Origin of the sequence: Candidatus Allofournierella merdipullorum, from assembly GCF_048426865.1 — a bacterium.
Lineage (GTDB): Bacteria > Bacillota > Clostridia > Oscillospirales > Ruminococcaceae > Allofournierella_A > Allofournierella_A merdipullorum.
The window spans coordinates 45,005-69,317 of the sequence record NZ_DBFNWJ010000016.1 but is presented as its reverse complement, the minus strand read 5'-3'; the positions used below and the strand labels follow the sequence as shown (position 1 = coordinate 69,317).

At 62.7% G+C, this 24,313-nt stretch carries 27 protein-coding genes; 14 read left to right on the top strand and 13 right to left on the bottom strand.

What is annotated here, in order from left to right; genetic code table 11:
- The first annotated feature begins 10 nt into the window (after positions 1-10).
- The 4 genes from atpG to ACMNAY_RS03130 are packed head-to-tail and all read left to right on the top strand — an operon-like array spanning position 11 to position 2,910.
- Positions 11-862 (top strand): ATP synthase F1 subunit gamma, encoded by an 852-nt coding sequence (gene atpG / locus ACMNAY_RS03145; RefSeq protein WP_418718357.1) that lies wholly within the window; start codon positions 11-13, stop codon positions 860-862.
- Between the two features lie 38 nt (positions 863-900).
- Positions 901-2,304 (top strand): F0F1 ATP synthase subunit beta, encoded by a 1,404-nt coding sequence (gene atpD, locus ACMNAY_RS03140; protein ID WP_418718356.1) that lies wholly within the window; start codon positions 901-903, stop codon positions 2,302-2,304.
- On the top strand, positions 2,301-2,708 hold the full coding sequence (locus ACMNAY_RS03135; RefSeq protein ID WP_418718355.1) for a FoF1 ATP synthase subunit delta/epsilon: 408 nt from the start codon (positions 2,301-2,303) through the stop codon (positions 2,706-2,708). Before atpD ends, ACMNAY_RS03135 begins: the two co-directional genes overlap by 4 nt.
- A gap of 19 nt (positions 2,709-2,727) precedes the next feature.
- Positions 2,728-2,910, top strand: a complete 183-nt coding sequence (locus tag ACMNAY_RS03130) for a hypothetical protein (protein WP_394975282.1) — start codon at positions 2,728-2,730, stop codon at positions 2,908-2,910.
- 100 nt (positions 2,911-3,010) lie between these two features.
- Here ACMNAY_RS03130 and ACMNAY_RS03125 read toward each other — a convergent pair whose 3' ends face one another.
- Positions 3,011-4,459 (bottom strand): TrkH family potassium uptake protein, encoded by a 1,449-nt coding sequence (locus ACMNAY_RS03125; protein ID WP_394975280.1) that lies wholly within the window; start codon positions 4,457-4,459, stop codon positions 3,011-3,013.
- A gap of 41 nt (positions 4,460-4,500) precedes the next feature.
- The gene (gene trkA / locus ACMNAY_RS03120) at positions 4,501-5,859 is read right to left on the bottom strand and encodes a Trk system potassium transporter TrkA (RefSeq protein ID WP_394975278.1); all 1,359 of its coding nucleotides are present in this window, start codon (positions 5,857-5,859) and stop codon (positions 4,501-4,503) included.
- Positions 5,860-6,119: 260 nt separating this feature from the next.
- Here trkA and ACMNAY_RS03115 point away from each other — a divergent pair, with 260 nt between their 5' ends.
- The 4 genes from ACMNAY_RS03115 to ACMNAY_RS03100 all read left to right on the top strand — a co-directional run bounded on the left by ACMNAY_RS03115 (position 6,120) and on the right by ACMNAY_RS03100 (position 10,747).
- The gene (locus ACMNAY_RS03115; protein WP_418718354.1) at positions 6,120-7,472 is read left to right on the top strand and encodes a hypothetical protein; all 1,353 of its coding nucleotides are present in this window, start codon (positions 6,120-6,122) and stop codon (positions 7,470-7,472) included.
- Between the two features lie 29 nt (positions 7,473-7,501).
- A complete protein-coding gene (locus ACMNAY_RS03110; protein WP_394975275.1) occupies positions 7,502-8,098 on the top strand; it encodes an AAA family ATPase in 597 nt (198 codons plus the stop codon).
- Between the two features lie 64 nt (positions 8,099-8,162).
- On the top strand, positions 8,163-9,194 hold the full coding sequence (locus tag ACMNAY_RS03105) for a S66 family peptidase (protein WP_418718353.1): 1,032 nt from the start codon (positions 8,163-8,165) through the stop codon (positions 9,192-9,194).
- A gap of 146 nt (positions 9,195-9,340) precedes the next feature.
- A complete protein-coding gene (locus ACMNAY_RS03100; RefSeq protein ID WP_418718352.1) occupies positions 9,341-10,747 on the top strand; it encodes an NAD(P)/FAD-dependent oxidoreductase in 1,407 nt (468 codons plus the stop codon).
- 46 nt (positions 10,748-10,793) lie between these two features.
- Here ACMNAY_RS03100 and ACMNAY_RS03095 read toward each other — a convergent pair whose 3' ends face one another.
- Positions 10,794-11,468: a DUF4830 domain-containing protein gene (locus ACMNAY_RS03095; protein WP_418718351.1), complete on the bottom strand. Its 675-nt coding sequence runs from the start codon at positions 11,466-11,468 to the stop codon at positions 10,794-10,796.
- A 128-nt stretch (positions 11,469-11,596) separates the two neighbouring features.
- Here ACMNAY_RS03095 and ACMNAY_RS03090 point away from each other — a divergent pair, with 128 nt between their 5' ends.
- Positions 11,597-12,364, top strand: a complete 768-nt coding sequence (locus ACMNAY_RS03090; protein WP_418718350.1) for a type III pantothenate kinase — start codon at positions 11,597-11,599, stop codon at positions 12,362-12,364.
- A gap of 45 nt (positions 12,365-12,409) precedes the next feature.
- Here the strand turns inward: ACMNAY_RS03090 and ACMNAY_RS03085 are convergent, their stop codons facing one another.
- The gene (locus ACMNAY_RS03085) at positions 12,410-13,234 is read right to left on the bottom strand and encodes a glycerophosphodiester phosphodiesterase family protein (RefSeq protein WP_418718349.1); all 825 of its coding nucleotides are present in this window, start codon (positions 13,232-13,234) and stop codon (positions 12,410-12,412) included.
- Positions 13,235-13,399: 165 nt separating this feature from the next.
- On the opposite strand from ACMNAY_RS03085, the gene ACMNAY_RS03080 reads away from it, so the two are divergent.
- From ACMNAY_RS03080 to ACMNAY_RS03065, 4 genes are all read left to right on the top strand, one after another.
- On the top strand, positions 13,400-14,086 hold the full coding sequence (locus ACMNAY_RS03080) for a response regulator transcription factor (protein WP_394969198.1): 687 nt from the start codon (positions 13,400-13,402) through the stop codon (positions 14,084-14,086).
- Complete coding sequence (locus ACMNAY_RS03075) at positions 14,087-15,640, top strand: HAMP domain-containing sensor histidine kinase (RefSeq protein WP_418718348.1); 1,554 nt, start codon at positions 14,087-14,089, stop codon at positions 15,638-15,640. It abuts the gene before it with no gap.
- A gap of 117 nt (positions 15,641-15,757) precedes the next feature.
- A complete protein-coding gene (locus ACMNAY_RS03070) occupies positions 15,758-16,240 on the top strand; it encodes a sigma-70 family RNA polymerase sigma factor (RefSeq protein ID WP_394969202.1) in 483 nt (160 codons plus the stop codon).
- A gap of 2 nt (positions 16,241-16,242) precedes the next feature.
- The gene (locus ACMNAY_RS03065) at positions 16,243-17,634 is read left to right on the top strand and encodes a hypothetical protein (protein ID WP_418718347.1); all 1,392 of its coding nucleotides are present in this window, start codon (positions 16,243-16,245) and stop codon (positions 17,632-17,634) included.
- 164 nt (positions 17,635-17,798) lie between these two features.
- Here the strand turns inward: ACMNAY_RS03065 and ACMNAY_RS03060 are convergent, their stop codons facing one another.
- Positions 17,799-19,352, bottom strand: coding sequence for a hypothetical protein (locus ACMNAY_RS03060; protein ID WP_418718346.1), 1,554 nt, complete (start codon positions 19,350-19,352; stop codon positions 17,799-17,801).
- Positions 19,340-19,789 carry a hypothetical protein gene (locus ACMNAY_RS03055; RefSeq protein WP_418718345.1) on the bottom strand — a complete coding sequence of 150 codons (450 nt, stop codon included), beginning with the start codon at positions 19,787-19,789 and terminating at the stop codon, positions 19,340-19,342. Before ACMNAY_RS03055 ends, ACMNAY_RS03060 begins: the two co-directional genes overlap by 13 nt.
- Positions 19,790-20,002: 213 nt before the next feature.
- Between ACMNAY_RS03055 and ACMNAY_RS03050 the strand changes: the two genes are divergently transcribed.
- Positions 20,003-20,785, top strand: coding sequence for a MerR family transcriptional regulator (locus ACMNAY_RS03050; RefSeq protein ID WP_418718344.1), 783 nt, complete (start codon positions 20,003-20,005; stop codon positions 20,783-20,785).
- Positions 20,786-20,906: 121 nt separating this feature from the next.
- Here ACMNAY_RS03050 and ACMNAY_RS03045 read toward each other — a convergent pair whose 3' ends face one another.
- From ACMNAY_RS03045 to ACMNAY_RS03015, 7 genes are all read right to left on the bottom strand, one after another.
- Entirely contained in the window at positions 20,907-21,101 is a 195-nt protein-coding gene (locus ACMNAY_RS03045; protein ID WP_394975254.1) for a PspC domain-containing protein, read from the bottom strand.
- Between the two features lie 24 nt (positions 21,102-21,125).
- The gene (locus ACMNAY_RS03040; protein WP_418718343.1) at positions 21,126-21,512 is read right to left on the bottom strand and encodes a hypothetical protein; all 387 of its coding nucleotides are present in this window, start codon (positions 21,510-21,512) and stop codon (positions 21,126-21,128) included.
- Positions 21,513-21,515: 3 nt separating this feature from the next.
- Entirely contained in the window at positions 21,516-22,193 is a 678-nt protein-coding gene (locus ACMNAY_RS03035; RefSeq protein WP_418718342.1) for a DUF1700 domain-containing protein, read from the bottom strand.
- On the bottom strand, positions 22,190-22,510 hold the full coding sequence (locus ACMNAY_RS03030; RefSeq protein WP_418718341.1) for a PadR family transcriptional regulator: 321 nt from the start codon (positions 22,508-22,510) through the stop codon (positions 22,190-22,192). The genes ACMNAY_RS03035 and ACMNAY_RS03030 overlap by 4 nt, the downstream gene beginning before the upstream one ends.
- Before the next feature lie 124 nt (positions 22,511-22,634).
- The gene (locus tag ACMNAY_RS03025; RefSeq protein WP_394969212.1) at positions 22,635-23,078 is read right to left on the bottom strand and encodes a GtrA family protein; all 444 of its coding nucleotides are present in this window, start codon (positions 23,076-23,078) and stop codon (positions 22,635-22,637) included.
- Positions 23,075-23,551: a peptidylprolyl isomerase gene (locus ACMNAY_RS03020; protein ID WP_418718340.1), complete on the bottom strand. Its 477-nt coding sequence runs from the start codon at positions 23,549-23,551 to the stop codon at positions 23,075-23,077. The genes ACMNAY_RS03025 and ACMNAY_RS03020 overlap by 4 nt, the downstream gene beginning before the upstream one ends.
- A gap of 89 nt (positions 23,552-23,640) precedes the next feature.
- The gene (locus ACMNAY_RS03015) at positions 23,641-24,144 is read right to left on the bottom strand and encodes a GreA/GreB family elongation factor (protein WP_418718339.1); all 504 of its coding nucleotides are present in this window, start codon (positions 24,142-24,144) and stop codon (positions 23,641-23,643) included.
- Positions 24,145-24,313: the final 169 nt, after the last annotated feature.

Here is a 24,313-nt window from a genome sequence, read left to right as displayed (position 1 = left end):
GGCAGAGCGTATGGCAGGCGCGTCCATGAAGGACATCAAACTGCGCATCAAAAGCGTGGAAGGCACCATGCAGATCACCAAGGCCATGGAGCTGGTGGCCTCCTCCAAGCTGCGCCGCGCCAAGGAGCGGGTGGAACACAGCCGCCCCTATTTCGACGTGCTCCATGCGGCGCTGGATGACATCGCCTACTCCAACGACGAGTTCCGCTCGCCCTACATGGCCCAGCGCCCGGTGAAGACCAGCTGCTATGTGGTCATCGCCGGCGACCGCGGCCTTGCCGGCGGATACAACGCCAACATCCTCAAGGCGGTGGCCGCCCACGCCGAGGGAAAGAACTGGTGCGTTCTGCCCATCGGCAAAAAGGCGCTGGAGCATTACCGCCGCCGGGGCGTGCCCATCGTCACCGACCGCTACGCCGAGGCGGCGGACGTGGAGATGAGCGGCTGCTACGACATCGCCCGCACCCTGGCCAAGGGGTTTGTGAACGGCGAGTTCGACGAGGTCATCCTGGCCTACACCAATTTCGTCTCCATGCTCAGCCAGCAGCCGGCCACCCTGAAGCTGCTGCCGCTGAACTACCGGAAAGCGGAAAAGGGCAGCGGCCCCCGCCAGACCACCCTCTACGAGCCGGACTGCGAGACGGTCTACAACGCCATCGTGCCGGAATATCTGGCGGGCCTCATCTGGGGCGGGCTGTGTGAGTCGGTGGCCAGCGAGCTGGGCGCCCGCCGCACCGCCATGGACGCCGCCAGCAAGAACGCCGGCGAGATGATCGAAAACCTGAGCCTGCATTACAACCGGGCCCGGCAGGCGGCCATCACCCAGGAAATCACCGAGATCGTGGCGGGCGCCGAGGGCTGAACAGCCCGCGGCTCACGCCGAAAAAAGGAGAAATGTCCATGCCGAATCAATTCGAAGGCACCGTGGTGCAGGTCATCGGCCCGGTGCTGGATATCAAATTCCCCGACGGCCAGCTGCCCAGCCTGCTGAACGCCATCCGGGTGGAGAACGGCGACAAGAGCCTGATCGTGGAGGTGGCGCAGCACATCGGCGACAATGTGGTGCGCTGCATCGCCATGAGCAGCACCGACGGCCTGGTCCGCGGCGCCAAAGCGGTGGATACCGGCGGCCCCATCAGCGTGCCTGTGGGCCGGGAGTGCCTGGGCCGCATCTTCAACCTGCTGGGCGAGCCGGTGGACAATCTGCCCGCCCCCGAGACCGCGGAGCGCTGGCCCATCCACCGGGACCCTCCCAGCTATGAGGAACAGCAGAACACCACCGAGATCCTGGAGACCGGCATCAAGGTCGTGGACCTGATCTGCCCCTACGCCAAGGGCGGCAAGATCGGCCTGTTCGGCGGCGCCGGCGTGGGCAAGACCGTGCTCATCATGGAGCTCATCAACAACGTTGCCAAGCAGCACGGCGGCCTGTCGGTGTTCACCGGCGTGGGCGAGCGCACCCGCGAAGGCAACGACCTGTACAACGAGATGAAGGAGTCGGGCGTTATCAACAAGACCGCCCTGGTCTACGGCCAGATGAACGAGCCGCCGGGAGCCCGTATGCGCGTAGGTCTGTCCGGCCTGACCATGGCCGAGTACTTCCGCGACAAGGAGCACCAGGACGTGCTTCTCTTCATCGACAACATCTTCCGCTTCACCCAGGCGGGCAGCGAGGTGTCGGCGCTGCTGGGCCGTATGCCCAGCGCCGTGGGCTATCAGCCCACCCTGGCCACCGAGATGGGCGCGCTGCAGGAGCGCATCACCTCCACCAAAGAGGGCTCCATCACCAGCGTGCAGGCGGTGTACGTGCCGGCGGACGATTTGACCGACCCGGCCCCCGCCACCACCTTCGCCCATCTGGACGCCACCACTGTTCTGTCCCGTGCCATCGCCAGCCTGGGCATCTACCCGGCGGTGGACCCGCTGGATTCCTCCAGCCGCATCCTGTCCCCCGACGTGCTGGGCCAGGAGCACTACGAGGTGGCCCGCGGCGTGCAGCAGGTGCTGCAGCGCTACAAGGAGCTGCAGGACATCATCGCCATCATGGGCATGGACGAGCTGAGCGAGGAGGACAAGATCACCGTCAACCGCGCCCGCAAGATCCAGCGCTTCCTCAGCCAGCCCTTCACCGTGGCCGAGCAGTTCACCGGCATGGAGGGCCGCTATGTGCCTCTGAAGGAGACGGTCCGGGGCTTCAAAGAGATCCTGGAAGGCAAACACGACGACCTGCCCGAGTCGGCGTTCCTGTTCAAGGGCACCATCGACGAGGTGGTCGCGGCGGCAAAGAAAGGTGAAACGGCATGAGCAGCTTTCCCTTGCAGATCGTCACCCCCGGCGGCCAGGCCTTTGACGGCCCGGCGGAAAAACTTTTCTGCCGCACCATCGTGGGCGACGTGGCCATTCTGGCCCGCCACTGCGATTATCTCACCGCGGTGGGCATGGGCGAGGCCCGGGTCACCCTGGAGGACGGCTCGGTGCGCCGCGCCGCCTGCATCGGCGGCATGCTGTCGGTGAGCGGGGGCAAGGTGCGCCTGATGGCCAACACCTTCGAGTGGGCCGAGGACATCGACGTGGCCCGGGCCGAGGCGGCCGAAGCGGATTCGAAGCGCCAGCTGGAGCAGACGGACCTCACTCCCCGTGACCGGGAGCTGGCCACCGCCAGGCTGCGGCGCGCTCAGGTGCGCCAGAGCGTGGCCGCCCGCCGCTGAACCCGAAGGAGGAGAGCCCATGGACCTGGAACGACTCACCGCGCTGCTGGATGTGCTCAGCGGCCGCTGGAACCAGGTGCTGGCCGTCTTTGGCGGCGTTGCACTGGCGGCGGGCCTGCTGGGCCTGCTTACCCGCGCCCTGGGCGCCAAGGAAGAGGACGGCTTTCACCACCTGTTCCGCCGCCGGTCCGACGAGGAATGACCGGGAACTTTGATTCCAAAACGGAATAAATTCACGGAAATATCCGGAACGTAAAAATCCCCCTGCCTTGCGGCAGGGGGATTTTTCTGCGAAAAAGGCATCACAGCCGGCGGCTCCAGCTGTGGCGGCTGGCCAGCGCCAGCAGGGGGAAGATCTCCAAACGGCCCAGCAGCATGTCCAGCGTGAGCACCAGCTTGGAGAGGTCGCTGAAACAGTCGTAGTTGGCCATGGGCCCTACCGCACCGAAGCCCGGCCCGATGTTGTTGAAGCAGGCGAAGACGGCGGAGATGTTGCTCTCCACGCTGAATTCGTCCAGCGAGATGAGCACGAAGCTGCCGAAGATGATGAGCACATAGGCCACCAGATAGGCGCTCACGTTGTGGACCACAGAGTCGTCCACCACCTTGCCGTTCACCCGCACCAGCTGCACGCTGTTGGGGCGCAGGGTCTGGCGCATGGCCCGGCGCAGGCTCTTGCACATGATGGAAAGGCGCATCACCTTCAGGCCGCCGCCGGTGGATCCGGCGCAGGCGCCCACCGCCATCAGACACAGCAGGATGGCCTTGGAGAAGGCAGGCCAGAGGTCAAAATCCACCGTGGAAAAGCCGGTGGTGGTCATGAGGCTGCCCACCTGGAAATAGGCGTGACGGATGCGCTCGGAAAGGTCGGGGATGATGTCCCGGATGTCCCAGGCGATGAGGGCGCCGGAGACCAGCAGGATGAGGAAATACAGGCGCACTTCCTCGTCCTTCACCGCAAGGCCCACCTTGCGCATCAAAAGCAGGTAATACACCGAAAAGTTCACCCCGAACAGGATCATGAACACGGTGACCACCCATTGCAGGTAGGGGCTGTAGCTGGCCATGCTGTCCGCCTTGATGCCAAAGCCGCCGGTGCCGGCGGTGCCGAAGGCGGTGCACAGGCTGTCGAACAGGGGCATGCCTCCCACCAGCAGGAACAGGATGCAGGCCAGGGTCAGCGCCAGGTAGATGGCGTAAAGAATTTTGCTGGTCTGGCGCAGCCGGGGGGTGAGCTTGCTCACCGTGGGACCGGGGCTCTCCGCCCGCATCAGATGCAGCGTGCCGCCCTGGCGCGCGGGCAGGATGGCCAGCATGAACACCAGAATGCCCATGCCGCCCAGCCAGTGGGTGGTGCTGCGCCAGAACAAAAGGCCCCGGCTCATCTGGGACGGGTCGGCCAGAATGGAGGCGCCGGTGGTGGTGAAGCCGCTCACCACCTCGAACAGCGCGTCGATGTAGCTGGGGATCTGGCCGCTGATGTAAAAGGGCAGGCAGCCCAGCAGCGACAGTACGATCCAGCTCATGGCCACCGTCACAAAGCCCTCGGGGGCAAAGATGCTGTCCCGGGCGCGGCGGCCCACCAGCAGAAACAGCCCGGCGCACAGGCCCATAATGAGCAGCGACACCCCGAAGGCCGCGGCCGTGGGGGCGTCCCGGTCCACCCAGCACCACACGAGGCTGGGCAGCATGAAGCCCATCTCCAGCAGGATGATCATGCCGATGGTGTGGTTGATCGCTCGAAAATTCAAATCCGCACTTCCTCTTTTAAAAATCCCGTTGAAGCGGCCCGTTATTCAAACAGGTCGTTCATCTGCAGCACCGGGCTGTCCAGCGTGCTCACCGCCACCACCGTGTCGCCCGCCTCAAAGCTGGAGGTGCCGTCCGGAATGATGGTGTCGGCGCCCCGGCTGATGCAGGAGATCAGGATGCCCCGGCGCAGGGGCACGTCCTTCAGCGGCACGCCCCGGTAGCGGGTGTTCTCGTCCACCCGGAACTCCATGGCGGCGGCGTGGCCCTCGGCGATGAGGTGCAGCGCCAGGATTTTGCCGGTCTTGTTCTGCATGCTTCGCACATAGCGGGCAATGAGCGCGCTGCACAGGTCCTTGGGGCTAACGATGCTGCCGATGTCCAGCGCTTCAAACATGCGGTTGTATTCCAGGCGGTTGACCTTGGTCACCACCTTGGGCACGCCCTGGCTGTGGGCGTACATGCTCAGCACGATGTTCTCCTCGTCGATGCCGGTCAGGCTGACCAGCGCGTCGGCCTCGTCCAGGCCTTCGCTCTCCAGAAAGCTCTGGGAGGAACCGTCGCCCAGCACCACCGCCGCCCCGGGCAGGTTCTCCGCCAGAAAGCGGGCGCGGGCCGGGTTCTGCTCGATGATCTTCACGCTCAGGTGGGAGTCCAGCAGGCGCTGGGCCAGATAGAAGCTGATGTGGCCGCCGCCCACCAGCATCACCCGGCGGATCTTCTGCTTGGCGATGCCCAGATTCTTGATGAGCTGGGCAAGGTTCACCGCCCGGGCGGTGACGAAGATGCGGTCGCCCTTTTTCAGCTCAAAGCTGCCGTCGGGAATGATGACCTGGCCGACGCGCAGCACCGCGCACACCAGCACCTTCACCTGGGCGATCTTGTAAAGCTGGTGCAGCGCAACGCCCTCCAGCCGGCTGCCCTCGTCCACCCGCAGGCCCACGATCTCCACCCGGCCTTTGGCAAAGCTGTCCCGGTGGAGGAAGCTGGGGAACTGCAGCAGATGGAAAATTTCCCGCGCCGCCGACAGTTCCGGGTTGATGGTCATGGAAAGACCCAGCTCCTCCCGCATGAAGAAGAGCTGTTCGGTGTAGTCCGGGTTGCGCACCCGGGCGATGGTGTGCAGGCGGCTGTTCATCTTTTTGGCCGTCAGGCAGCACAGCAGGTTGATCTCATCGGCGCTGGTGGCGGCGATGAGCAGGTCCGCTTTCTGCACCTGTGCCTGCCGCAGCGCCTCCATGGTGGCGGCGTTGCCCTGCACCGCCAGCACGTCGTACTGGTACATATTGGCCTGCAGCACACCGGGGTTGGAATCCACAATGGTGACCTCGTGGCCCTCGTGCAGCAGCTGCCGCGTCAGGGCAAGGCCCACCTTGCCGTCGCCGGCAATAATGATCTTCATGGCACACACCTTTGTCTTGTGTTTTGGTTGGTTTTCGGCCAGTGGACATAAAAAACTAATTATAGTATACGAGTTCAAGGTCGAATGTACAAGCGGTATTCGGTTTTTTGGTCAAAGGAGGGCGAAAAGCGCCCCGGCACACGCCGGAACGCCGCCGTGCCGTGCTTGACAGTGCGGCCCAAAATGGGATACCATAAAGCTAAAAGAGAACGCCGTTTCCGCCGCCCTTGGGCCGCGGGCGGCAGCGGGGGACGAGCGAAATGCAGAACGCGAAGAACCTTTATATCCTCAGCGACACCAACGCCTTTACCCGGGGCGAGCTGGACAACGTAGCCCTCACCGAGGACGGTGTGTGCCTGGAGCAGGTGGCGGGCCGCCATGTGCTTTACGGCTGCTTCACCTCCCAGCCGGTGAACCTGCCTGCTTTTGACCGGCTGGTGATGAGCTGGAACGCCGACACCCCGCCGGGCACCGTGGTGGAAGCCCAGGCCCGGGTGCGGGTGGGCGAGGAGTGGAGCGGCTGGCTGAGCTTCGGCAAGTGGAGCCCCTACATCCGGCGGGCCAGCGTCACCGGCAGCGAGGACGCGCCGGTGTTCATGTGGCGCAACGTGCTGCACGTGGCCAAAGGCCGCGCCGTGCAGGCCCAGCTGCGCATCTATCTTTACACCGACGACGAGCGCCTCACCCCCCGGGTGTGGCTGCTGGCCGCCAGCGTGCGCCCGGTGGACGGAGACAGCGAGCCTCCCGCCCTTTACAGCCGGGCCCTGCATCTGCCCGCCTACAGCCAGAACCTGCGTGACCCCGCCCTGCGGGACGGCATGAGCACCCCCGTCACCCTGGCGGGCATGCTCAACCGCTGGGGGCAGGACGTGCTGCCCGAGGAGCTGGCCCAGGCCATGCTGGACCACGGCGACACCGACATGGGCACCCGGAACTTCTCCTTCGGCGCGGCGCTGGCCGGGTCGCTGGGCTACCGGGCCTACCTGGCCTATCTGGAACCGGAGCGGCTGTGGCAGTGCATCAAACAGGGCAATTCGGTGGGTGTGTTCATGCGCTACGCCGACAGCGAGGAACAGGCGGCGGCCACCGGCAAGGTGTACCTGCCCGGTGCCTTTGCCGACGTGGAGGCCCAGATGATGGCTCTGCGGGGCTTTGAGGTGACGGAGGAAGGCTCCTTCGCCCTGGTGAACGACAGCCTTGCCCCCACCGACGCCGAGGCCGAGCGGTCCTACCCGCTGGACGCGTTCTGGAAAGCCTATCAGGGCCTGGCGCTGGTCATCACCGGGCGGCAGAAGGGCCGGGGCGAAGGCTGCCCCCACCGCCGCCACGCCCGGCTGCGGCCCCTGGAGCAGGTGGGCTGCTACATCTTTCAGGACGAGAACGGCCGGGACCTGCCCCTGCCGGAGGACTTTTCCGGCACGCTGGCCTGCGCCGTGGCGGGGAACGCCGTTCACGCCACCACCGCCCACAAGACCTTCCGCTTTTTGAAGCCCACGGCTCAGGGCGGCGTGCAGCTGCCGCCGGAGCTGTTCGGCGGCAAGGGCCGCATCACCGTGTACGCCATCGAACCGAACGGCTGCGCCCTGGTGGGGGATGTGCACCTGCCGGGCTGAACGCCGCAAGAGAATAAGGGGGGCAGATCATGAGCATGAAATACAGTGTCATCACCATCGGACGGGAGTTCTGCACCGGCGGGCTGGACATTGCCCGCAATGTGGCGGGCCGGCTGGGCGCGCCCATGTATGACAAGGAACTCATCACCCTCGCGGCCAAGGAGAGCGGCCTGTCGGAACAGGCCATTGCCGCCGGCGAAAAGCGGCCCAGCGGCAGTTTGCTCTATAACCTCTACACCATGGGCAGCGATCTGCCCTTGAGCGATCAGGTGTTCGTGGTGCAGAGCCAGATCATCCGCCGCCTGGCGGACCAGGGCCCCTGCGTCATCGTGGGGCGCTGCGGCGACTATGTGCTGCGAAACCGCACCGACGTGCTGCGGGTCTTTCTCCACGCGCCGCTGGAGTTCCGCCGCGGCCGCGCCGTGGCCGACGGCCTTGTGCCCGCCGACGCCGACGAGCGCACGGTGAGCGCCATGCTGGAAAAAGAGGACCGCCGCCGCGCCGCCTACTACAATTTCTACAGCGAGTTCCGCTGGGGCGAGGCCGCCCACTACGACCTGTGCCTCAACGCCGCGCTGGGCGAAAATGCCTGTGCCGACCTGATCTTGCGGGCGGCCCAGGGGTAAAAACACACAATTCCCCGCCGCGAACGCGGCGGGGAATCATTCTATCCGAAACGAGGGATGCGCCATGATAAAGACTGTGGGCGTAGTCAGCCTGTCCGCCGGCACGCTGGGAGAGGACTTTGTGCGCCATGAGCTGGAGCTGGGGGTGCGGCGGCTGGAAAATTACGGTCTGAAGGTGAAGTTCCTGCCCCATGCCCTCAAAGGCATCGACTATGTGAAGGCTCACCCGGAGCAGCGGGCCGCCGACCTGCTGGAAGCCTTCCGGGACCCGGAAATAGACCTCATCCTCTGCGCCATCGGCGGCGACGACACCTATCGGCTGCTGCCCTATCTCTTTGAAGAAGGCCAGCTGGGAAAGGCTGCTTGTGAAAAACCCTTCCTGGGCTTTTCCGATTCCACCGTCAACCACTTCATGCTCCACAAGGTGGGTCTGCCCACCTTTTACGGCCAGGCCTTTTTGTCGGACGTTTGTGAGATGGACAAGGAGATGCTGCCCTACACCCGGCGGTACTTTGAGGAGCTGCTGCGCACCGGCGCCATCCGTCGGGTGGAGCCCAGCGACGTGTGGTACGAGGGCCGCACCGACTACGGCCCCGCCCGGCTGGGCACCCCGCTGCCCGCCCACCCCGCTGAGGGCTGGAAGCTGCTGCAGGGGCCGCCGGTCTTTTCCGGCAAAATTCTGGGCGGCTGCCTGGACACCATTCATGACTTTTTTGACGGGGAACGCTACGCCGACATGCCCGTTCTGTGCAAAAAATACGGCCTGTTCCCCGACGCGGCGGACTGGCAGGGCCGCATCCTGCTGCTGGAGACCAGCGAGGAGCAGATGAGCCCGGAAAAGTTCAGCCGCGCCCTGGGCTTTTTGAAAGAGGCGGGGGTGTTCAAGGCGGTGAGCGGCGTGCTCTTCGGCCGCCCCATGGACAACGTGTACCGGGAAGAATACCACCGGCGGCTGGCGGCGGCGGTGGACGACCCCGCCCTGCCCATTCTGGCGGACGTGAGCGTGGGCCACGCCCTGCCCCGGTGCATCCTGCCCTTCGGGGTGAACGCCAGAGTGGACGCGCAGGCCCGGACCATCACCTTCGGCGCTCCGTAAACCCCAAAAACTCCCTGCTTGACAAAAGTATTACTTTGTGCTAATAATAAAAGGGATAAGGCAAAGCAAGTCCCCCCTGCCGGCGTCCGCTGGCAGAGGGGCTTTTTCATGCCCGCACAAGAAAGGAAAACAGGAGGTCATTCACCATGTACGATCTCGTGATCGTTGGCGCCGGCCCCGCCGGCATTTTCACCGCGCTGGAACTGCTGCGCAAAGGCAAAAAAGAGAAGATCGTCATCGTCGAAAAGGGCAAACCGGTGGAAAAGCGCCATTGCCCCAAGGCAGAGACCGGCCGCTGCATGAACTGCAAGCCCTACTGCCACATCACCACCGGCTTTTCCGGCGCGGGCGCTTTCTCCGACGGCAAGCTGAGCTTGTGCTATGAGGTGGGCGGCGAACTGCCCACCCTCATCGGCGAGGAGTTTGCCCAGAGCCTCATCGACTACACCGATTCCATCTATCTGGAGTTCGGCGCCGACCCCCATGTGGAGGGCATCTACGACGGCGAGGACATCCGCGAAATTCGCAAGAACGCCATCAAGGCGGGCCTGAAACTGGTGGATTGCCCCATCCGCCATCTGGGCACCGAGAAGGCCCAGGACCTGTATCTGGCGCTGCAGAACCACCTGCTGGCCCAGGGCGTGGAGATGCGCTTTGACACCGAGTGCGTGGACCTGCTCATCGAGGACAGCGTCTGCCGCGGCGTGAAGGTGCGCGCGGCCAAGGGCGGCGCCGAGGAGGACATCCTGGCCCGCCGCACGGTGGTGGCCACCGGCCGCCGGGGCGCCGACTGGCTGGAGCGCCGCTGCGCCCAGCACGGCATCGCCCACAAGCCCGGCACCGTGGACATCGGCGTGCGGGTGGAGGTGCGCAACGAGGTGATGGAAAAGGTGAACAAGGTGCTGTATGAGTCCAAGCTCATCGGCTACCCCAAGCCCTTCAAGAACAAAGTGCGCACCTTCTGCCAGAACCCCGGCGGCTTCGTCAGCCAGGAGAACTACGACAACGACCTGGCGGTGGTGAACGGCCACAGCTACAAGGAGAAGAAGAGCAATAACACCAACCTGGCCATCCTGTGCAGCCACAACTTCACCGAACCCTTCAACCAGCCCATCGAGTACGCCCAGAAGGTGGGCGAGCTCACCAACATGCTGGGTGCGGGCCACATCATGGTGCAGCGCTACGGCGACATTCTGGACGGCAAGCGCACCTGGCAGAAGGAGCTGAGCCAGAGCAACGTGCGCCCCACTCTGGTGGACGCGGTGGCCGGCGACATCACCGCCGCCATGCCCTACCGGGCGATGACCAACATCATCGCCTTCATCCAGATGCTGGACCAGGTGGTGCCGGGCTTCGCCAGCGACGAGACCCTGCTCTACAGCCCCGAGCTGAAGTTCTACTCCAACCGGGTGAAGATGGACGAGGACCTGGTCACCAACGTGGAGGGCCTGCACTGCCTGGGCGACTCCTGCGGCTGGACCCGCGGCCTGATGATGGCCAGCGTCATGGGCGTGCTCATGGGCCGCAAAATCGCCCAGTGGGACGCGGAATAAACAAATAACGAAAAGCCCCGGAGCCGCACGGCTCCGGGGCTGTTTTTTACTCGATGGGCACGGCGCCCGCGTCCTCCAGGCTCACTTCGCCGCCGGTCTCGGCGGCTTCTTCGGTCAGCGGGGCGTTCGCCTCCGCGGCGTCCCCGGCGGGGGCGGCGGCCTCTTCGCCAAAGCCGGCGGCGGTCTCGGCGGCTTGCTCGTCGGGCAGAGGCGCGGCGGTGGCCGCGGCGGTCACAAGGCCGGTCACCTCGCCGCTGGGCGAAGCCAGCAGATAGGCGCCCACCGGCTCTTCCTTATACACCAGCAGAACGCCGCTCACCTTGTTCTCGCCGGTGCTGCGCCCGGGGCAAAGCACCACCCATTTTTCCACCGTCTTGTTCTTGTACTTCTCCAGCGACAGGCCGCTCTCCTTCACCACCGTGTTGAAAGCGGAGAAGCTCTCGTCCCAGCTCTTGGGAATTTTTACCTTATCCACCGTGGCGGTGGCCAGGTCCACTTCCAGCCCGTAGGCCTTGAAGAAGGCCTGAATGTCGTCGGTGCCTTCGATTTTCATGGCGGCGGGGTCCGCCTGCACGGCCTCGCCGTTCGCCGCGGCGGGGGCCGCGTCGTCCTCCATGAAAAAGCTGCCGACGGCGAACACCGCCCCCGCCAGCGCCACGCCGCACACCGCGACCGCGCCCAGCCGACGCAGGCCGTTTTTGCCCAATGTCAACACAAACATGTCTTATACCCTCCTCGTCTGTCGTGGGAACTCCTGTTTATACCTATTCCGCCCAATGCCGCTTTATTCTTGCGCAAAGGGCGGCGGCGGGGTATACTGAAAACAAACGGGACCCGGGAGGGAAGAGAATGGTACTTTTGGTGGATATGGGCAATACCCGGCTGAACATGGCCGGCTGGGAAGGGGACAGCCCGGTCTTTTCGGCCGAGACGCCCACCGACCGCGGTTGGGACGCCGGCAGCTGCGCCGCCGCGCTGGCCAGGGTGCTGGCGCCCTTCGGTGTGAAACATTGGAGCGGATGTGCCCTGTCCAGCGTGGTGCCCGCCCTCACCGACGCGGTGCGGCAGGCTCTCTTTTCCGTCACCGGCAAGGAACCGGTGGTGCTGGGGACCTCCAATATCGGGTTTAAAGTGCTCACCAGGGACCCGGTGGGCGCGGATATGCTGGCCGGAGCCGAGGGGGCGCTGGCCCGCGTTCCCATGCCCGCCATCGTGGCGGACCTGGGCACCGCTACCACCTTCTGCGCCCAGAACAAGGCGGGGGACGTGCTGGGGGTGGCCATCGCCCCGGGCGTGGCCCTGAGCCTGGACGCTCTGGTGGACCGGGCCAGCCACCTGCGCTCCATCGCCTTCGAGCCGCCGGGCCCCGCCATCGGCACCACCACCGCCGAGAGCATGCAGAGCGGCGTCATCTACGGCGCGGCCTGCCTTGTGGACGGCATGTTCCGCCGCATGGCCGCCGAGATGGACACGTCCGAGGGCGCGCCCAGCCTCATCCTCACCGGCGGGCTGGCCCCTCTGGTGGCTCCCTATTGCGAGACGAAGCCCCTTCTGGCCCCTGACCTGCTGCTGGAAGGGCTCTACCGCTGCTATCTGCGGGCGAAAGGCGAAGAGTAACAAAAAAACGCCGCAGCCCGGGGGCTGCGGCGTTCCTTTTTTACATCAATAGCGGGCGGGCGGGGCATAATGCTCAAAGATGACCCCGTCGTACTCACCCGTGAGGGCGGCGTGGTCCATGCCCGGGCGGGCGGTCCAGAACACCTTCATGGGGCCGAAGGCCTCGATGAGGCGCACCGCCGCGTTTTTCGGGTTCGGGCCCCAGGCGATGAACTGGGGCCGGGCCAGGAAGTTGCCCAGGCACCGGCTCAGCACGAAGGAGCCGATGAGGCTGTCGCCGTCCTTGCGGAACGAGGCGCAGCTGTCCGAAAGCTGGCCCCGCAGAATGTCCGGCGCGTTGCGGCGGAACCACGCCACGATGGTGGGGTCAAAACTCTCCACGCAGAAAGCGCCCTCGTAGCTTCGCAGCAGCGCCAGCGTTTTCTGGCACAGCTCCTTGTTGCGGGGGCCGCTTTTCAGCTCCACGATGAGGGGCGTGCGCCCGGCCACCGTGGCCAGCACCTCGGTGAACAGGGGCATATGGTGTTCGGTGCCGCACAGGGACATTTCTTTTAACTCGGCCCAGTCGAAGGCGTCCACACGGCCCTGCACCCCGGTCACCCGGTCCAGCGTGTCGTCGTGGAACACCACCACTTCGCCGTCCTTCGAAAGCTGCACGTCCAGCTCCATGCCGTAGCCTGCCTCGACGGCGGCGGCAAAGGCGGCAAGGCTGTTTTCCGGGACTGATTTATCCGGGCTGTGCAGCCCCCGGTGGGCGTAGCACCAGCCGGAGAAGGGCGCCTTTTTGGCAAAGGGCGCATGCCCCGGCAGCAGAAGAAACAACGCCAGCAGCACCAGCGCGGCGGCGGCCAGCAGACATTCAATGATCATTTCCCACACACCTTCTTTTCAAGGATGGCTTTATTGTACCGCCCCGGCGGGCCACCGTCAACGAAAAGAGGGGCTTTTTTACCGGCGTTTCACACTTTCGCCACATTCACCCGCTATGATGAAGATGTATGAATGAAGAACCGCTCTGTAAGGGAGGCACTGACCATGGCAAAAATTCTGATCGTGGACGACGAGCCCCGCATCCGGGACTTGATCCGGGCCCATCTGGAGCACGAGGGCTTTTCCTGCGAGGAGGCGGGGGACGGCGGCGCCGCCCTGGCCGCGCTGAGCGGGGGCGACGTGGATCTGGTGATCTTGGACATCATGATGCCCTTTGTGGACGGCATGACCTGCCTCAAAGAGATGCGCAGCCGCAAAATCAACACCCCGGTCATCATGCTCACCGCCCGGGGCGAGGAATACGACAAGCTGGCCGGCCTTGAGGGCGGGGCGGACGACTATGTGGTCAAGCCTTTCAGCCCCCGGGAGCTGGTGGCCCGGGTGAAGGCGGTGCTGGCGCGCACCATGCCCCGGGCCGAGGCCGAGGGCGGCACCCACGCTTTCGGCGGGCTGGTGATCGACCAGGCCAGCCACAGCGTGAAGGTGGACGGCCAGGAGGCCAGCCTCACCCCCAAGGAGTTTGACCTGCTGGTGTTTTTGGCCACCAACCGGGGCATCGCCCTCAGCCGGGAGCGCATCCTGCAGAAGGTGTGGAACTACGACTACTTCGGCGAGGACCGCACGGTGGACACCCACATCAAGATGCTCCGCAGCCATCTGGGCCGCTACCGGGACGCCATCGTCACCGTGTGGGGCATCGGCTATAAATTTGATCCGGACGCGGTGAAGTAAATGAACACGGCAAAAAAAGCGGCCCGGGCCGGGCGCGGGGCCTTTTTCAGCCTGCGCTATCAGATGATGATCGTGTTCTGCGTTGTGGTGGCGCTGGTGCTGGGGCTGGTGTGGTTCATTTCGGCCCAGCTGCTGCAGCCGCTGTACAACCGGCACATTTATAAATACCTCAGCAATCAGGTGGATTCGCTGGTGGCTATGATCGAAGCCTGCGACGCGCCGGTGAGCTACCGGGCCTTCGCCTTTTCCGAGGCGGTGAAGAACGACGACTTCTGGGCCAGCGTGGACGACGCCGCCCAGGACGGCCGGCTGGACTTCCGCAACTGCTGCGTGGACATCGCCGATTCCACCCTGCGCCATGTGGCCAGCAGTGAGAACGTCTACCCCTGCCTGCTCCACGAGTCGGCGGGTGATCTGTTCGGCGGAAAGATCACCACCAAGCGGGACAGCGACACCATCACCGCCCTGCGTCAGGCGGTGATGACCAATGGCTCGGTGCGTCAGATCGTGGGCACCGCCAGCGGCGCCCAGCAGATGGTGGTGGGCAAGGTGGCCCAGAACGGCCAGTGGGGCAGCTACTCGGTCATCATTTCCACCACCCTCACCCGTGTCAGTGAGGCGGCGGTGGTGCAGGGCCAGCTGATGCCCGCCCTGTTCGTGTGCATGCTGGCGCTGGTGGTGCCGGTCTCCTGGCTGGTCAGCCGCTGGCTCACCCGCCCGCTGAGCCAGCTCTCCGCCGCCGCCAAGAAGATGGCCGACGGCGACTACTCGGTGCGGGTCAGCGTGCCCCACTCCGACGAGATCGGCCGCCTGGCGGACGAGTTCAACCACATGGCGGATCAGGTGTCCCGCTCGGCCCAGCTCCAGAGGGAGCTGCTGGCCAACGTCAGCCACGACCTGCGCACTCCGCTCACCCTCATCAAGGGCTACGCCGAGACGGTGCGCGACCTCACCGGCGACGACGCGGCCAAACGCACCGACCAGCTGAACGTCATCGTGGACGAGACCGACCGGCTGTCCGGCCTGGTGAACAGCGTGATGGAATTGTCCAAGGTGTCCAGCGGCACCGAGCAGCCCCAGCGGGTGCGCTTCGACATGAGCCAGCTCTGCGAGGAGGTGGCCCAGCGCTACGAGGCGGTCTGCGCCCAGAGCGGCTGCCAGCTGCAGCTGCAGGCGGATACCCCCGCCATGGTCAGCGCCGACCCGGCCATGATGGAGCGGGTGCTCCATAACCTGCTGGGCAACGCCATGCACCATGTGGGCGAGGACGGCGTGTTCATCCTGCGGGTGGTGCCCAAAGAGGGCAGCGCCCGGGTGGAGGTGGAGGACCACGGCGCGGGCATCGCCCCCGAGGACCTGCCCTACATCTTCGACCGCTACTACTGCAGCCGCTCCGACGCGGGCAAGGTGGGCACCGGCCTGGGCCTGTCCATCACCAAGGCCATCCTGCGGGGCCACGGCTTCCGCTTCGGGGTGGACAGCACCGTGGGCAAGGGCACGACCTTCTGGTTCGAGGCCACCGATGAGCCGCCCAAGGACGCAAAACGGAAATAAACCGGCACAAAACCGCCCCGCGCAAGGTGCGCGGGGCGGTTTCTTTTGCTTTTTTTGCCTGCCTGTGCAATAATAGGCGGAGAAATAAAGTATACAGAACGGAAGGGGGCGCGTGGCATGAACGCTGCGGCAGACAGAGTGCTCACGGCGGAAGAGGCGCTGGAGCATTACGGCCCGCTGGTGCTGCGCACGGCCTTTGGCCTTGTGAAGAACATGCAGGACGCCGAGGATATTGCGCAGGAGGTGTTTTTGACCCTGCTCAAAAAAGACCCGGCCTTTGACGGCCCCGACCATCAGCAGGCCTGGCTGCTGCGCTGCACCATCAACCGCTGCAAAAGCCACTTCCGCAGCGTGTGGCAGAGCCGCACCGACGGCCTGGACGAAACCTTGAGCATTCCCTTCACCCCCGCCGAGAGCGAGGTGATGAAGGCGGTGGGCGATCTGCCCATGAAGTACCGTCAGGTCATCTATCTGCACTACATACAAGGCTACACCACCGCCGAGATCGCAAAGCTGCTGGAGCTGAACCAGAACACCGTGCTCAGCCAGCTGGCCCGGGGGCGGGCGATGCTGAAAAACACACTGAAAGGGGAGTTTTGACCATGCCCGATCATAAAGACTACCAGAGCGCCATGGACAAGGTCGCTCCCAGCGACGCGTGGAAAGCGGCCACGCTGGAAAAAATGGCCGCCGCCCGCGCCCAGCAGGAAAAACCCAAGGCCGCGCCCCGGCTGCGGGTGGCAAAGAAAGTGGGCATCCCCCTGGCTGCGGCCGCCGCGGTGGCTCTGCTGGCGGTGCCCGCGGCTGTGCAAAGCGGGTTGTTTGACGCCTCCGGCAGCGCGGCGGCCCCCTCCGTGGCGATGTACAACGCCGCCTGTGACGCTGCCGCCCCCGGGACCGCCAGGACCGAGGACGCCCTGCAGGACGAGGCGCAGGCCAAGGCCGCTCCCACGGCCCCCCGGGACTTTGACCTGGGCGAGTATGAGGGCCTGCCGGTGCTGGTGCTGGGGGACGACTCCGGCGGCATGGGCGGCGGGGTGACCTTCGTGGCCGACAGCGTGGACGATGTGCGGGGCGATAACCCCACCTGGAACCTCTCCCCGTCTGAACTGCCCGAGACCCTGCCGGTGTGGCACGCCCAGAGCGGCGAGAACGCCGGCCCCCTCACCGACCTTTTGAACCTGGCCGCCGAAGCCCTCGGCCTGCCCCTGGTGCAGGACGAGACGGAGGAAGCGCCCACCGGCTATCCCAGCCCGGATCTGTGGCCCTATAACCTGTCCGGCAGCCTGATGGACCCGGAGCACTGGGACGAGGAACTCCCCCTGCACGAACAGACGGACCCCTCCAAAGCAAAAGTCTGGAGCGTTTCCGCCTCCGGCACCACCGTCTCCGGCTACCGGAACGGGGAAGGGGAGTCGGACGATCCCCAGGCGGGCGATGACGCGGCGCTGGCCCTGCTGGCCGGGGCGGCGGGCATCGAACAGCCCGCCCATCAGTACGCCGTGACCACCGGCTACGATGGGCAGACCCACGGGACGCCCGGCGGGCATTTCTACTATGAGAACAGCGGCAGCACCGTGGCCGAGCGGCTTTTGAACTACAGCTTCCGCCGGGTATCCGGCGCGGTGGATTCCACCGGCGCGCTGCGCAGCTTCTCCCTGACCCTGCCTCCGGAGACACAGCAGGTGGGGGACTACCCCCTGCGCTCCGTGGAGGAGGCGAAGGCAGCCCTCCAGGTCATCCTGGCCGAGGAGCAGGCCAGCGGCATGCGGGAATACGACCTCACGGTGGAGCAGGTGGAGGGCTGGCAGCTGGAATACGCCCAGAGCAGCCTCAACCCCTACATCCAGCCGGTCTACCGCTTCTGGCTCAAAACGGAGCTGACCCCCGAGGATATGTTTTTTGAAAACGCCGAGGGCAATGTGTATGTGAGCTGCACCGTCAGCGCCCTGCCCGAGGGATACTGCATCCCCTTTGAAGAAGTGTTCAGCTGAAAAAACTCCCCCGCCCGGTTCGGGCGGGGGAGTTTTCGTTGTCAGCCGTTGTAGGGCGGTTCGGGCATGATGATGGCCGCCACGATGTAGGCGATGAGGCCGCTGCCCCACCAGATGGTCAGGGCCACGGTGGCGAGGGCTGCGACCGAGAAGGGCGCGTGTGCTTATTTTCCGCCTTCCTTCTTCTTTCTTCCCATGACGTTCAGCGTCAGTACTGCGCCGCCGCTGATGAACGCCAGTGCAAACCACAGCCATGGATTGCGGTTGTCGCCCGTCTGAGGGGGCACAGGAGTGGCTGGTTTGCTGTAATCCGGGTCGGCTTTTCCGCATATGCTGCATACGCCGTTCTCGAAGCTGTGACCAGTCGCAGGAATTACCGTGTTGTCTTTTGTTTCAGCACAATTCTTGCAGTGGAGTGATTTGCTTCCATCTGTTACACAGGTTGGCTTCTTGTCAATGGTAAATTCGGTTTCCCAATCGTGACCATTCGGGTTCAAACCTTCAGTTTCGAAATAGTCACACCTGGAACAGCTTCGTTTCCTCAAACCTTTCTCGGTGCAGGTCGGGGAATTTATCGTCTGCCATTCACCTAAATCATGGCCGAGAGCGCTGCCGACATCCGCTGCTGTAAAGGTTTGCGTCCCTTTTGCGCCGCAGATGCAGGATTTATAATAGACCGCAGGGGATAGACAGGTGGCTGCGGTTTTCAGATAATCATCCGACGCTATCTCCTGATTGTAGGAATGTTCTGCATAGCCGTCTTTACCGCTGTTGTCCGTAATCGGGCAGTCTTCCGCAGTACATTCGTGCCAATGGTGCTGAGTGTCAGATTCAAAACTTTCCAACCATGCATGCTCGTGAACAAACTTCTCAATCCGGACATACCGGCTGGCCCAATATGTTTCATCGGTTGGGGTGGCTACTTTCACAGCATCTGCTTCACTTGCACCAGCTTTTACAACCGCCTCGTAATCCGAAAATACCGGTGAAACTGTAATGGCATTCGTGCCATTCGCCTGGCCTGCAACGGCGGTAAGCAACCCGCCGGAAATGGTAACATCATTGCTCCAAAGACCAATGCTCCAGTTTGCTGCGTTGCCGGCTTCTACACGGACTTCTCCGCCTTTCATTGTAAATTCTGCGGCCGATATTCCATACGATTCCTCCGTGGCCGTCCCGCCTTTGACGTCAACCTTTCCGTCCATCACTTCCATTGCAGGGCACCAAACAGGAACGCTGAACGGTGCTTCACCTGCTCCTGCAATAATCTGTCCGCTTTGCAGGGTCAATTTCTGTATTGCTTCTATGCCATAAGATCCGGAGCCTGCCGTGCCTCCTTTTGCAGTTACTACAGAACCGGCAATCTGCATGTTACTGCCTTCGCAATGGATGCCCTCGCTCCAATTCTTCGCTTCTCCGCCGATTCCCGTTACTTTGGCCTGCTCGCAAACAATAGGCTGATTCGTATAGACTCCATAGGAATTCTTACCTTTCCCAGCTTGTGCAAAGACTTCCGCATTCCGTATCGTAATGTCCCTTGTGGTTATCATGCCGGAAGAAAGCTCTGGTGCGGTTCCGGAAACGGTTTCTAATCTGCCGCCCAGAATGTCAATTTTCCCACTGACATATACCGCCTGGTTGTTATAAGAGCCGCTGGCTGCCGTGCACTCCCCGTTGTGGATGGAAATATTTCCACCGTTGATTGTCAGATCTCCCATACAGTAGATACCATATACGTTTTTTTGGAGGATTCATTTTTGATGGAAAGGCTTCCGGTTCCGTCAAAGGTTAAATCACCGCTGCTTTTTACGGTATTCAATTGATAATATTTTAAAAGTCCTTGTTCTTCAAATGAATTTTCCCCTGCCAAGCGGACGGTTACTCCGTCTTCTTCAATGCATAAAATGCCATTCATATCGCTTTCTTTCGCCAGTTGAACGCCATTCAGCGTTAAAATTTTGTGCTCGCTGTCAAAAGAAACTTTCCCTGCATTTTCGGTACCAGCCAGCACATCCGAGCAATTTGCCTCCGTAACCTGCACGCCGCCAATCCAAATTTGAAAGGCTTGTCCCTCCGCCATAGCGACAGTCGGGAAAAGCCCTGTTACAAGACAGATTGCCAGTAGCAGGCTGAAAATTCTTTGCTTCATGTTCATAATGATTCCCCTTTCTCGAATTCTTGAAAAGGTATTCTTGCCTACCGTCCATGGGAGATCTGTATTATCCGTGCGGCATATGCAATCATCTTCTGCCTGTGTTCTTGACAGAATAATACCTTTTCAATACAATAAGCATAAATCGAACATCAATGTTCAAGTCAAGCGTTTTTGATTTTTCCAAAAAGTTTTCTGAGAGGAATTTATAATGATATGGAACAAACAGACAAGAATTTGTTTCAGATAGGAGAGGTCACCAAAGCGCTTGGCGTGACCCGCAGGATGCTGATAAACTATGAGAACCTTGGCCTGCTGACCCCCGCAGTCAGGCACGATAACCGCAGCTTCCGGTATTATTCTGCCGACAACATGGTTCATATCCGTATCATCAGAACTTTGCAGGATCTTGGACTCTCCTTGCCGGAAATCCGAAGTTATTTTGATGATACAACGCATTTGGATGAGCAGATCGAGCGACTGCTTCAACTGCGCAATCAGCTTGACCAATATATTGCGCAGTTGAAGCTCCGACAGATACATACTTCTGCTCCGGAAGTTTGCCATGTTACCTTTCCGGCATTTACCGCTTTCTGCCGTGAATTCCACGGTGTGGATTTAGAAAGAAAGACAGCGGAACTTCGTCAGACATATATTCATGCTGTAAAACATTATCAGATCGATTTGCATAATAGAATGCGCATACAGATACCCGTTGATTCCAATTTGGATGGGACGTATATTATTCCTGTTGTATCAGAAAGCAAAGGGAAAGACATCCGTACCTTTCCGCAGGTGTCGGCAATCTGTATCTACTACCGCGGCGCCTATGAGAATTTCCCGGCTGTCCATGCGCGGCTGCTGGAATACGCCAGAATGAACGGCATGACGCTGCATGGATATTTCAGTAACATTTTCATGGAGGGACCGCCCACACACGGTGGCAACAAGGACGCGTATATCACGCAGATTGCGCTACCGATCAAATTTGTTGAGTAAAAACAGAAAGCAAGCCGTTAATCAGTACGATTAACGGCTTGCTTTCTGTTTTTACTCTTCGGTTGTTTCTTTCAGCCCTTACGACCGCACGCAGATGCGAAAGGCAGGCCGGGCGCTTTTGTTATCCGTTGTAGGGCGGTTCGGGCATGATGATGGCCGCCACGATGTAGGCGATGAGGCCGCTGCCCCACCAGATGGTCAGGGCCACGGTGGCCAGCCGCACCAGCGTGGGGTCCAGATTGAAGTACTCAGCGATGCCGCTGCACACGCCGCACAGCATCTTGCTGTGCCCTTTGTAAAGCCGTTTCGGTTCCATTTGCTCCTCCTTGCTGCCGCCGGGTCAGAATAAGCAGATGCCGGGGCCCCAGCCAAAGCGATAGCGGAAGCCCACGCCCTCTGCCCAATGCTCCACATCCTCGGACCAGGCGTCCATTTCGTTCTCAAAATCGTCCGCCCAGCGATCCACGTCGTCCTCGAAGTCCTCGGTCCAGCGGTCCACGTCGTTGCCAAACGTTTCGGCCCAGCACTCCGCCTCGTCGGACCAGCCCAGCGCCCGCTCCAGCCAGCCGGGCACCCAGCCGTGGTAGTGCCGCTGGGTGAGATTGGTGTAGTTCAGCGCCTGCCGCGCCGCCGACGGGCCGCCGGTGGCAAAGCCCATCAGCATCAGCGTGATGCCCAGCACCGCCAGCGCGGCGGCCACGGCAAAAACTTTCAGAATGCCTTTCATCACTTAAGCCTCCTTTTTGCCGGTCAGGGCCCGCCAGGCCCGATTTGTCAGCCGCCAGCACGCCGGCAGCAGCCAGGCCACCAGCCACACCGCCACCGCGATGAGGGCGACGCCCAGCGCCAGCGCCAGCAGGCACAGGCCCACCATGAACAGGCCCGTGGGCCAGCCGGCGGCAAAGGCGGCGGGGGTGTTGGCCACCAGCACCGCCACAATGCCCACAACGGTGCCCACACCGCCGAAGAAGAAACCGATGGCCGCGCCCACAACGCCCATGAAGATGCCGAAGATGGTGCCCGCCAGGCCGATCCACAGCGGGAACAGCACCACCGCCAGAATGATGAGCAGGATGGTGCGGTCGCTCATGCCTTTCCGCGGCAGCGGAGGCGGCACAGCGCCCGGCCGCGCGCAGGGCGGCAGCGGGATGGCGGCGGCAGCGGCGCCGGGTCCGGGCCCCGCCTCCTGTGCCGCCGGTTCGGGCTGCACACGGCTGCCGGGTACGTTGGCGCGGATGATGGCCGCCACCTTTTCCGGGCTGCCCAGCTCCGCCAGCACCTGCGCCTCCTGCTCCGGGCCGGCGTCATCCAGATATTCTTCGTAAAAACGGATGGCCTCAGCCCGCTCTTCGGCCGTCACATCCGCCAGCAGCTCTTCCAGCCGCTTCAAAAATTCTTCCCGGGTCATTCTCCATCCCCCTCGTTCAATAGCATTGCGTCGATCGCCTGCCGGTATTCCACCCATTCCTCCCGCAGCTTCGCCAGCGTCTCAGCGCCTGTCTCGGTGAGCCGGTAGTAGCGCCGGTTGCGCCCGGCGAACTCCTGGTCGTAGGTTTCAAGACAGCCTTCCTTTTGCAGCCTGCGCAGCACCGGATAGAGGGTGCTCTCGCTGACCACCATGATCTGACGCACCTGCTGGGTGATGCGATAGCCATAGGTGGGTTCCCGCTCGGCGGTGCTCAGCACCAACGCGTCCATCAGAGCAGCCCCTGTGTTAAACGCCATGCCATCGCCTCCTTTGTGATTATGGCAATATTATATTCCGTATAATATTGTTTGTCAACAGTATATTGCAGAAATAAAAAATCCCCCTTCCGCCAAAGCGGAAAGGGGGAAGAGGGCTGACGGTTCAGCCCTTCTTTTTAAAGATGATGAGTTTGGAGAAAACGTAGTTCGCCACGATGACCAGCACGTTGGAGAACACCTTCACGCCCAAAAACCAGAGGTTCTGGCGTTCGGGGGCAATGAGCATCGGGCCAAGCAGGTCCGCGCCCAGCCACATCACCACAACGTCCAGCACCAGGGTGCCCAGGCGGCAGGTGACGAAGGAGACGAACTCCCGCACCGCGGCCATGCCCTTCGCGCTGCTGCAGAACACCCACAGCCGGTTGGTGACATAGGCAAACAGGATGCACAGGATGTTGTCCAGCACGGTGTTCACGGTGGTGGGCAGGCCGATGAAGCGGAACACCATGGCCAGCACGATGTTCAGCAGGGTGGCAAGCCCGCCGAAGAACAGATAGGCGATGCCCTCGCGGTATTTCAAAAGCAGCGCCTTGGCCTTGGCGATCATTCCTCCACCACCCGCACGCTCTCCATCACCACGGGGGTGAGGGGACGGTCGTTGTAGTCGGTGGCAACGTCGGCGATGCGGTCCACCACGTCCATGCCGGCCACCACATGGCCGAAAGCGGCATAGCCGCCGTCCAGATGAGGCGCGTCGTCGTGCATGATAAAGAACTGGCTGCCGGCGGAGTTGGGGTCCATGGCGCGGGCCATGCTGATGACGCCCCGGGTGTGCTTGATGGGGTTGGCAACGCCGTTGCGGGCAAACTCGCCCTTGATGTGCCAGCCGGGGCCGCCCATGCCGGTGCCCTCCGGGCAGCCGCCCTGGATCATGAAGCCGGGGATGATGCGGTGGAAGGTCAGGCCGTCGTAGAAGCCGTCGTTCACCAGTTTCAGAAAGTTTTCCACGGTGATGGGGGCGGCCTGAGCGTCCAGCTCCAGGTCGATGACGCCGCCGTCCTGCATGGTGATGCGTACCATAGTTGTCACTCCGTTCCCGGGCGGCGGGGCCGCCCGTTTTGTATTTTATTATGTATCGTCAGTATACCACACCGGCGCGCCGGGGGCAATCAGTACTGGCTGATGGGCAGGGAATCGTCGTCGGCGCCGGGGCGGATGCCGCGGATGGTCACCGGATAGGAAACGTCGGCGTTCACCTGCACCGTCACCGTGTCGCCCACCTTGCGGCCGAAGATGGCCCGGCCCAGGGGCGACTCCCGGCTGATGTGGCCGCCCCCCGCGTCCACCCGCAGGGTGGTCACCAGGTGCACCTCCATCTCCTCGTCGTCCTCGGGCAGGTAGAGGGTCACATAGTCGAACAGGCCCACCTTGCCCTCGGCGTGGTCGGTCTTCACCACCCGGGCGGTTCGTATCATCCGCTGCAGATAACGGATGCGGCTCTCGTTGCGGTTTTTCTGGCGCTTGGCTTCCTTGTATTCAAAGTTCTCGCTCAAGTCGCCGAAGGCCCGGGCCTCCTGCACATCCTTGATGTACTGGGGGCGCAGCACCAGAATGCGGTGGTCGATCTCCTCCTGCATCTTTTTGATGTCTACCTCGGTCAGCTCGTCGTACAAAACCGCCGCCTCCTTTTGCCCGTTGTCTGCCTTTTACTATACCACACCCGCCGCCACCCTGCAAAGCAAAAGCCGCAAATAAGGCCTTTCTGCAAGGGTTGCTTTGTGGTATAATACCTCTGTTGAACATAAAATAAAGGACCCCGCGGCCCGGCGTCGGCTGGGGCGG

Excerpts from the sequence above, each read along its gene's own strand:
- ACMNAY_RS03075 (WP_418718348.1), top strand. The coding sequence starts at position 14,087 with ATGAACACGGCAAAAAAAGCGGCCCGGGCCGGGCGCGGGGCCTTTTTC.
- ACMNAY_RS03040 (WP_418718343.1), bottom strand. The coding sequence starts at position 21,512 with ATGAAAGGCATTCTGAAAGTTTTTGCCGTGGCCGCCGCGCTGGCGGTG.
- ACMNAY_RS03115 (WP_418718354.1), top strand. The coding sequence starts at position 6,120 with ATGCAGAACGCGAAGAACCTTTATATCCTCAGCGACACCAACGCCTTT.
- ACMNAY_RS03080 (WP_394969198.1), top strand. The coding sequence starts at position 13,400 with ATGGCAAAAATTCTGATCGTGGACGACGAGCCCCGCATCCGGGACTTG.
- ACMNAY_RS03070 (WP_394969202.1), top strand. The coding sequence starts at position 15,758 with ATGAACGCTGCGGCAGACAGAGTGCTCACGGCGGAAGAGGCGCTGGAG.
- ACMNAY_RS03035 (WP_418718342.1), bottom strand. The coding sequence starts at position 22,193 with ATGACCCGGGAAGAATTTTTGAAGCGGCTGGAAGAGCTGCTGGCGGAT.
- ACMNAY_RS03030 (WP_418718341.1), bottom strand. The coding sequence starts at position 22,510 with ATGGCGTTTAACACAGGGGCTGCTCTGATGGACGCGTTGGTGCTGAGC.
- ACMNAY_RS03060 (WP_418718346.1), bottom strand. The coding sequence starts at position 19,352 with ATGGGAGATCTGACAATCAACGGTGGAAATATTTCCATCCACAACGGG.
- ACMNAY_RS03065 (WP_418718347.1), top strand. The coding sequence starts at position 16,243 with ATGCCCGATCATAAAGACTACCAGAGCGCCATGGACAAGGTCGCTCCC.
- atpG (WP_418718357.1), top strand. The coding sequence starts at position 11 with ATGGCAGGCGCGTCCATGAAGGACATCAAACTGCGCATCAAAAGCGTG.
- atpD (WP_418718356.1), top strand. The coding sequence starts at position 901 with ATGCCGAATCAATTCGAAGGCACCGTGGTGCAGGTCATCGGCCCGGTG.
- ACMNAY_RS03025 (WP_394969212.1), bottom strand. The coding sequence starts at position 23,078 with ATGATCGCCAAGGCCAAGGCGCTGCTTTTGAAATACCGCGAGGGCATC.
- ACMNAY_RS03085 (WP_418718349.1), bottom strand. The coding sequence starts at position 13,234 with ATGATCATTGAATGTCTGCTGGCCGCCGCCGCGCTGGTGCTGCTGGCG.
- ACMNAY_RS03100 (WP_418718352.1), top strand. The coding sequence starts at position 9,341 with ATGTACGATCTCGTGATCGTTGGCGCCGGCCCCGCCGGCATTTTCACC.
- ACMNAY_RS03130 (WP_394975282.1), top strand. The coding sequence starts at position 2,728 with ATGGACCTGGAACGACTCACCGCGCTGCTGGATGTGCTCAGCGGCCGC.
- trkA (WP_394975278.1), bottom strand. The coding sequence starts at position 5,859 with ATGAAGATCATTATTGCCGGCGACGGCAAGGTGGGCCTTGCCCTGACG.
- ACMNAY_RS03110 (WP_394975275.1), top strand. The coding sequence starts at position 7,502 with ATGAGCATGAAATACAGTGTCATCACCATCGGACGGGAGTTCTGCACC.
- ACMNAY_RS03090 (WP_418718350.1), top strand. The coding sequence starts at position 11,597 with ATGGTACTTTTGGTGGATATGGGCAATACCCGGCTGAACATGGCCGGC.
- ACMNAY_RS03105 (WP_418718353.1), top strand. The coding sequence starts at position 8,163 with ATGATAAAGACTGTGGGCGTAGTCAGCCTGTCCGCCGGCACGCTGGGA.
- ACMNAY_RS03095 (WP_418718351.1), bottom strand. The coding sequence starts at position 11,468 with ATGTTTGTGTTGACATTGGGCAAAAACGGCCTGCGTCGGCTGGGCGCG.
- ACMNAY_RS03050 (WP_418718344.1), top strand. The coding sequence starts at position 20,003 with ATGGAACAAACAGACAAGAATTTGTTTCAGATAGGAGAGGTCACCAAA.
- ACMNAY_RS03135 (WP_418718355.1), top strand. The coding sequence starts at position 2,301 with ATGAGCAGCTTTCCCTTGCAGATCGTCACCCCCGGCGGCCAGGCCTTT.
- ACMNAY_RS03045 (WP_394975254.1), bottom strand. The coding sequence starts at position 21,101 with ATGGAACCGAAACGGCTTTACAAAGGGCACAGCAAGATGCTGTGCGGC.
- ACMNAY_RS03055 (WP_418718345.1), bottom strand. The coding sequence starts at position 19,789 with ATGAACATGAAGCAAAGAATTTTCAGCCTGCTACTGGCAATCTGTCTT.
- ACMNAY_RS03020 (WP_418718340.1), bottom strand. The coding sequence starts at position 23,551 with ATGGTACGCATCACCATGCAGGACGGCGGCGTCATCGACCTGGAGCTG.